General features: G+C 65.5%; 6 protein-coding genes and 1 pseudogene. 1 reads left to right on the plus strand and 6 read right to left on the minus strand.

What is annotated here, in order from left to right:
• Positions 1 to 1,313: pseudogene (locus tag ACPGXI_RS17330) on the plus strand (arylsulfatase); the annotation flags it as partial.
• A 227-nt stretch (positions 1,314 to 1,540) separates the two neighbouring features.
• Here the strand turns inward: ACPGXI_RS17330 and rlmN are convergent.
• The 6 genes from rlmN to tsf form a co-directional block, all read right to left on the minus strand.
• Complete coding sequence (gene rlmN, locus ACPGXI_RS17335; protein ID WP_526655154.1) at positions 1,541 to 2,665, minus strand: dual-specificity RNA methyltransferase RlmN; 1,125 nt, start codon at positions 2,663 to 2,665, stop codon at positions 1,541 to 1,543.
• Positions 2,666 to 2,713: 48 nt separating this feature from the next.
• On the minus strand, positions 2,714 to 3,592 hold the full coding sequence (locus tag ACPGXI_RS17340; RefSeq protein ID WP_526655156.1) for a phosphatidate cytidylyltransferase: 879 nt from the start codon (positions 3,590 to 3,592) through the stop codon (positions 2,714 to 2,716).
• A gap of 1 nt (position 3,593) precedes the next feature.
• Entirely contained in the window at positions 3,594 to 4,151 is a 558-nt protein-coding gene (gene frr / locus ACPGXI_RS17345; RefSeq protein WP_526655164.1) for a ribosome recycling factor, read from the minus strand.
• A 71-nt stretch (positions 4,152 to 4,222) separates the two neighbouring features.
• A complete protein-coding gene (gene pyrH / locus ACPGXI_RS17350; protein ID WP_526655158.1) occupies positions 4,223 to 4,978 on the minus strand; it encodes a UMP kinase in 756 nt (251 codons plus the stop codon).
• A 248-nt stretch (positions 4,979 to 5,226) separates the two neighbouring features.
• A complete protein-coding gene (locus ACPGXI_RS17355; RefSeq protein WP_526655160.1) occupies positions 5,227 to 6,645 on the minus strand; it encodes an amidase in 1,419 nt (472 codons plus the stop codon).
• A gap of 51 nt (positions 6,646 to 6,696) precedes the next feature.
• Positions 6,697 to 7,524, minus strand: a complete 828-nt coding sequence (gene tsf / locus ACPGXI_RS17360; protein ID WP_526655162.1) for a translation elongation factor Ts — start codon at positions 7,522 to 7,524, stop codon at positions 6,697 to 6,699.
• Positions 7,525 to 7,744: the final 220 nt, after the last annotated feature.

The raw sequence follows: 7,744 nt of genomic DNA on the forward strand, positions 1-7,744 counted from the left end.
GATCGAGTCGCTGTTTGGCCCCGGCACCCAAGACCCCGCAGGCCCAGAGCTGCTTCAACGAGATGACCACGCTCAACGGCATGCCTGGCATCGAGACCCCCGAGTTCCTCCTGTCCAAGATCGATGACTTCGGCACCCCCGACGCCTACAACCACTACGCAGTCGGCTGGGCCCACGCTTTGTGCGCGCCGTATCAGTGGACCAAGCAGGTGGCATCGCACTGGGGCGGCACCCGCAACGGCACGATCGTGCACTGGCCCAACGGGTTTGCCGACAAGGGCGGCCTGCGCAACCAGTTCCATCACGTCATCGACGTGGCGCCGACCATCCTGGAAGCCGCCGGGCTGCCCGCTCCCACGTCGGTGAACGGCATCAGCCAGGCGCCGTTGGAGGGGGTGAGCATGCTTGCCAGCCTGCGCGACGCAGCGGCGCCGGAGACCCACGAGGTGCAGTACTTCGAGATGATGGGCAACCGCGGCATCTACCATCAGGGCTGGACGGCATGCACGAAACACCGCACCCCGTGGAAGGCGGATACTCCGCCGCCATTCGACGACGACGTCTGGGAATTGTACGGTCCCGACGACTGGACCCAGTCCCACGATCTGGCCGGCCAGAATCCGACAAAACTGGCAGAGCTGCAACGTCTCTGGCTCATCGAAGCGGTCAAGTACAACGTGGTGCCGCTGGACGATCGCGGCTTCGAGCGGATCAACCCCGATATCGCCGGCCGCCCGCAACTGATCCGCGGCAACACACAGGTGCTGTTCTCCGGGATGCGCGTCAGTGAATGGTGCGTATTGACGCTGAAGAACAAGTCACACTCGGTGACCGCCAACCTCGACATCCCCGAGTCCGGGGCCAGCGGCGTCATCGTCACTCAGGGTGGTCAGGCGGGCGGCTGGACGCTGTATGCCCACGAAGGGAAGCTCAAGTACTGCTACAACTTCTTTGGCATCGACTACTACATGGTCACCGCCGATGAGCCGATTCCCGCTGGGAAACACCAGGTTCGGATGGAGTTCGCCTATGACGGCGGAGGATTGGCAAAGGGCGGCGACGTCACGCTCTTCTATGACGGCAAGGCCGTCGGCAGCGGCAGGGTCGAGCAGACCCAGCCGATGGCGTACTCCGCTGACGAGGCTTGCGATGTCGGGGCCGACACGGGGTCACCGGCCTCCCCGGACTACGGACCCACCGGCAACAAGTTCACCGGGACCATCGAATGGGTGCAACTCGACATCGGCGAGGACAGTCACGATCATCTGGTCACCGCCGAGGACCGGTTCAACATCGCGATGGCCAAGCAGTAGCGCCGATCTTGTTGCGGCCTGACATCCCTGCCGGATCTGACCGTCGGGCCTGGGGGACCTGCCCGCCGGGCTGGGCCGGGGCTGCACACTGATTCTGCGTAACGCAGTGGCGGGAATCCAGGCGGCAGAACTCCCTGGCGTTACCCAACTCAGCTGTCGAACGCGGCGGGCAGCCCAGCCACGAATGCAGACCAGCCGCGAATGCAGTGACCAGTGTTGGCCCCCGATCAGCCCTCGGCTGCTAACTGCCCGCAGGCAGCAGCGATTTCACGACCCCGGGTATCACGAACCGTGCAGGACACCCCGCGCTCCCGAACCTTCCTGACGAATTCCCGCTCAACCGGTTTGGGACTGGCATCCCACTCGCTGCCAGGCGTCGGGTTGAGTGGGATCACGTTGACATGCGCGAGCGGTCCGAGCGCTCCGTGCAGACGTTTGCCCAAGAGGTCCGCCCGCCAAGCCTGATCGTTGACGTCGCGGATGAGGGCGTATTCGATCGACACCCGCCGGCCGGTCACGTCGGCGTAATAGCGCGCTGCGTCGAGCGCTTCGCCGACCTTCCACCGGTTGTTGACCGGCACCAGGGTGTCTCGCAGTTCGTCGTCGGGCGCGTGCAACGAGAGTGCCAAAGTGACGTTGAGTCGCTCATCGGCAAGCTTGCGGATCGCCGGAGCCAACCCGACCGTCGACACGGTGACAGACCGCGCCGAGATGCCGAATCCGTTCGGGGGTGCTGCGATGATGCGACGGACCGCCGCCAATACCCGGTTGTAGTTGGCCAGCGGCTCGCCCATGCCCATGAAGACGATGTTGGACAACCGGCCGCCGCGCGCAATCTCACCGGTGTCGCGGCTGCGCAGCTCCGCACTCGCGGTCCGTACCTGTTCGAGAATCTCGGCAGTCGACAGGTTGCGCGTGAGGCCGCCCTGACCGGTTGCGCAGAACGGGCAGGCCATGCCACAACCGGCCTGCGACGAGATGCACACGGTGTTGCGGTCTGGGTAGCGCATCAGCACCGATTCGAACGTCGTCCCATCAACGGCGCGCCACAACACTTTTCGAGTCTCCCCGGCATCGCACTCGATCGCGCGGGCAACATCCAGCAGCCTGGGGAACAGGGCAGCGGCAACCTGCTCGCGCACCGAGGCGGGCAGGTCGGTCATCAGCCCCGGATCGGCAATCAACCGGCCGTAGTACTGATTGCCCAGTTGCTTACCGCGGAATGCCGGAAGCCCCAGTTCGCCGACAGCGGCGGCACGACCGGACTCATCGAGGTCGGCGAAATGCCGCGGCGGCTTAGCGCGACGCGGCGGATCGAAAACCAGGGGCAGGGCCGGGAGAGATCCAGACATGAACGCTCAGTATCTCATCCCCGGGTGCTTCCTCCGGGCCGAAGCCTCTCAGGCCAGCAGGGAGAGCACGATCCACGTCGCCACCGCGGACGGAAGGACCGAGTCAAGGCGGTCCATCAGCCCCCCGTGCCCGGGTAGCAGCGTGCCCATGTCTTTGATGCCGAGGTCCCGCTTCACCTGCGATTCGACCAGGTCCCCCAGCGTCCCGGTGATGACGAGCATCAGGCCGAGCGGCACACCCACCCAGGCCGGGTTGCTGGTGAGGAACTCGACGGCAAGCACAGAGGTGGTCACGCCCAGCACGAGCGACCCCGCCAGCCCCTCCCAGGATTTCTTCGGGCTGATGGCCGGCGCCATCGGGTGCTTACCGAACAGCACCCCGGCGGTGTAGCCGCCGACGTCTGAGGCGACGACCACCAGCATCAGGCAAGCCACCCGGCCCGCGCCGTCTTCGGGATAGATCAGCAGGACGCCGAAGCTGCCGAACAACGGCACCCAGGCCGCCAGGAACACCGTCGTGGACATGTCGCGCAGGTAATTCTGCGGCGCATTGGCCAAACCGCCGGAAATCAGCCGCCAGATCATGCAAACCAGAACGGTTCCGCCGAAAGCGCCCAGCGCCCCTGCGGCGCCGAACGGCCAGGTCAGCCACACCATCGCCTGACCACCGATGATCAGCGGCACGAGCGGTATCGAGAAGCCGCCCTCGCGCAGCCGGCGCACGACTTCGAGCGTGGCCACCGCCATGGCGACGGCCACTATGGGGACCCACAGCCGCGGCGCGAACAGCAGCGTGCAGATGAGCATGGCACCGAGGGCCACCCCCACGGCGATCGCTGCAGGCAGGTTGCGCCCTGCCCGCGACGCCTTCTTGGTCGGCTTGTTCACCGGCTGTCCTGCCACGGGTGTCGATTGCTGATCGGCCATCTCAGACCTCCAGCAACTCGCCTTCTTTGTGTTTGACCAACTCGTCGACCTGGTGGGTGTACTGGTGGGTGCTCTTCTCGAGGTCTTTCTCTGCTCGGGTCACCTCGTCCTCTCCGGCGTCGCCGTCCTTCTTGATGCGGGTCAACTCTTCCATCGCCTTACGACGGATACTGCGGACCGACACCTTGGCGTCCTCGCCTTTGGATTTGGCCTGCTTGACCAGATCGCGGCGACGCTCCTCGGTCAGCTGAGGGATCGAGATACGGATCACATTGCCGTCGTTGGTCGGGTTGACCCCCAAGTCGGAGTTGCGGATGGCGTCCTCGATGCTGCGCAGCTGGTTGGCCTCGTAGGGCTTGATGACGACTAGGCGCGCTTCGGCCACGTTGATGCTGGATAGCTGCGTGATCGGGGTGGGCGAACCGTAATAGTCGATGTTGATCCGATTGAACATGCCCGGGTTGGCGCGGCCGGTGCGAACCGACGCCAAGTCGTCGCGTGCCACCGCCACAGCCTTCTCCATCTTCTCCTCGGCATCGAAGAGGGTTTCCTCGATCACGTTGTGCTCTCCCGTCCCTGTCGCTCGTCCTGAGCACATGTCGTCGCCGGCGCTCGCCGAGGCGACAGCTGTCACGTGGTGACCAGTGTTCCGATCTTCTCACCCGCGACTGCACGCGCGATATTGCCATCGATGAGCAGATTGAACACCAGGATCGGCATTCCATTGTCCATGCACAGGCTGAACGCCGTCGCGTCGGCGACTTTGAGGCCACGGTCGATGACCTCGCGGTGACTTACCGCAGTGAGCAACTCAGCGTCGGCGTGCACCCGTGGGTCGGCGGTGAACACCCCGTCTACCGCCTTGGCCATCAGGACCACGTCCGCACCGATCTCCAGCGCACGTTGCGCGGCGGTGGTGTCGGTGGAGAAGTAGGGCAGTCCCATGCCCGCTCCGAAGATGACCACACGCCCCTTCTCAAGGTGCCTTCGGGCCCGCAACGGAATATAGGGTTCGGCCACCTGACCCATCGTGATGGCGGTCTGTACCCGCGTCTGGATACCTTCCTTTTCCAGGAAGTCCTGCAACGCAAGGCTGTTCATCACGGTGCCGAGCATGCCCATGTAATCCGAGCGGGTGCGTTCCATCCCCCGGTGCTGCAGTTGCGCGCCGCGGAAGAAGTTACCGCCACCGATGACGACGGCCACCTGGGCGCCGCCGCGCACCACCTCGGCGATCTGGCGCGCTACCAGCGCGACCACGTCGGGATCCAGGCCGACTTGCCCGCCGCCGAACATCTCACCGCCCAGCTTGAGCAGCACTCGAGAGTAGCCGGGCGTGATCAGCGACGACGATCCTGCACCGTTGGGACTGGTGGATTCCGCCATCCGACTCCTTCGCGGTCCTCGCATGCAACGCCGCCCGTGGTGCCGCGGACGGATCCCCTAATCCTGCCTCATCGCGACCGCCGGACCACCTCGGGGTGCGGTTGAGGGTCCGGATGACTCAGCGGATGACTCGGCGGTTGACGATGCGGTTTATTCGGCACCCAAGTTATTCGGCACCCAAGTTATTCGGCACCCGAGGTGGCTGCCGCGCGATGGCCCAGCCGATGTCAGTCTCCCGCGCTCGAGTTTCAGCCTGCGATTCGCCGCCAGGGTCGAGCTTCCTCGAGCTCGAAGGCCAACTCGAGTAGCCGGGCATCCTGCCCGACGGCAGCGGAGAACATCATCCCCACCGGAAGCCCGGATTCGGATTCGGCCAGCGGCAACGAGACTGACGGCTCGCCAGTGGCATTCTGCAGCGGGGTGAACGCCACCCATTCGACGAGCCGGTCGATGATCTGTTGATAGTCAGACGTCGGATCGAGATGGCCGATGCGCGGCGTGACGTCGGCGAGCGTCGGCGTCAGCAGCACGTCGTACGTCGACGACGTCCGCGACGTGATCCGTCGCACGCGGGCCAGCCGGGCGACCGCCAAGGGCACCCGGTGCACGTTGCGAGCCGCATGGCGCTCGAGGCCCAGCGTCAGGTTGTCGAGCTTGTCGCGATCGAAACTCTCCCCGAAGGTGCGGCGACCGCCCCGAACGAGCGCGAACGCCAGAAACGACCAGTACAGCAAGAAATCTTCCATGAAGCGGTGTGGCACCGGGTTATCGATGACGGTGACCCGGTGACCGAGCTCCTCGAGCAGGGCAGCGGTCTCAAACGTCAACTCGCGCACCTCGGGGCCGGCCTCCCGGGCAACCGAGTGGGTACACACCGCAATGCGCAGCCGCTGCTTGCCGGGTCCGGTCACGTCACCGACCGGAGGCAACTTGGGATTGGCCTCCACCCGTTCCATCTCGCGGTAGAACGCGGCGGTGTCACGTACCGAGCGGGTAACCACTCCGTTGTGGACGATGCGCAGCGGCATCAGCCGCATGTCCCTATCAAGTGGAAGTCGGCCCCGCGACGGTTTGAGGCCGACCAGACCGTTGCAGGCGGCGGGAATCCGGATGGAACCGCCGCCGTCGTTGGCGTGGGCGATCGGCACCACCCCAGCGGCCACAAACGCGCCCGAACCCGATGACGAGGCACCGGCGGTGTGTTCGGTATTCCATGGATTGCGCACCGGCCCCAGCCGCGGGTGCTCCGCCGAGGCGCTGAAACCGAACTCCGAGAGCCGGGTCTTGCCCAGCGGCACCAGGCCGGTGCTGAGGTACGCGCGGGCGAAGTTACCGTCGGACTCGGCGGGTCGCGGCTCCCAGGCATCCGTCCCACTCATCGTCGGCATTCCGGCGACGGCGACATTGTCCTTCAGGAAGGTCGGCACCCCGTCGAAGTAACCGCCGTACGCCCGGCGTTGCGTACTGCGCGCCCGGGCGTCCGCGAACGCTTCGTAGGCCAGACCGTTGAGCGCGGGATTGACAGCCTCAGCGCGGTTGATCGCGGCGTCGATGATCTCGCGCGCCGACACCGTCCGGTCCTTCAGTGCGTGCACCACACCGACGGCATCGAGGTCACCCAGGGCATCCCCGGAGGATTCTTCGCCGAAGGCGTGCGTACGGTTCATAGCCCGACGGTACCAAAGCGTACCGCCGGGTTTCTCCGGTGCGGCGACGGGCTAGGTCTGGCCTACCTCGAAGCGAACGAACCGCGTCAGGGTCACGCCGGCTTCGTCGAGCAGTGTCTTGACTGACTTCTTGTTTTCCGACACCGACGGCTGATCCAGCAACACGACATCCTTGTAGAAGCCGGTCACGCGGCCCTCGACGATCTTGGACAGCGCCTGCTCCGGCTTGCCCTCGTTGCGGGCTGTCTCCTCGGCGATGCGCCGCTCGTTGGCGATGACGTCTTCGGGTACATCCTCACGCGTCAGATACTTGGCCTTCAGCGCGGCGATCTGCAGGGCAACCGTATGGGCAGTTGCCTTGGCCTTATCCGCGTCGGCACCGGTGTATTCGACTAGGACACCGACGGCAGGCGGCAGATCGGCCGCCCGTTTGTGCAGATAGGTCTCGGTGTTGCCGTCGAAATAGGTGACGCGGCGCAGTTCCAGCTTCTCGCCGATCTTCGCCGACAGGTCGGCGATGACCTGCTCGACGGTGGTATCCCCGATTTTGACTGCCTTGAGCGCGTCGACATCGGCCGCCTTGGATGCTGCCGCGGCAGCCACGATCTGCTCGGCGACCGCCTGGAACTCTGCGTTCTTGGCGACGAAGTCGGTCTCGGAGTTGAGCTCGATGAGCGCACCGTCCCGTGCGGCCACCAGACCCTCGGCAGTTGCACGCTCGGCGCGCTTGCCGACGTCCTTGGCGCCCTTGATGCGCAGCAACTCGACGGCCTTGTCGAAGTCGCCGTCGGATTCGACCAGCGCATTCTTCGAGTCCATCATTCCGGCCCCGGTCAGCTCCCGGAGACGCTTGACGTCGGCAGCAGTGTAGTTAGCCATGGAAGCCTTTCCTTAAAAGACGAAACCCTTAGAAGACGAAACGATTCAGGAGGTCGGCCCCGGCGCAGCCTCCACCGGGGCGGCCTCGGGTGCCGCGGCTTCCGGTGCGGCGGTAGCGGGTGCGGCAGTCGCGGTGGCCGCACCGGCCGTGTTGGCGCCGGCGGTGGTGGCACCGGCCAGCAACTCCTGCTCCCACTCAGCGAGCGGCTCGGCGGCCTCG

The sequence above is a fragment of the Mycobacterium sp. genome (genome assembly GCF_049608025.1).
Taxonomy (GTDB): domain Bacteria; phylum Actinomycetota; class Actinomycetes; order Mycobacteriales; family Mycobacteriaceae; genus Mycobacterium.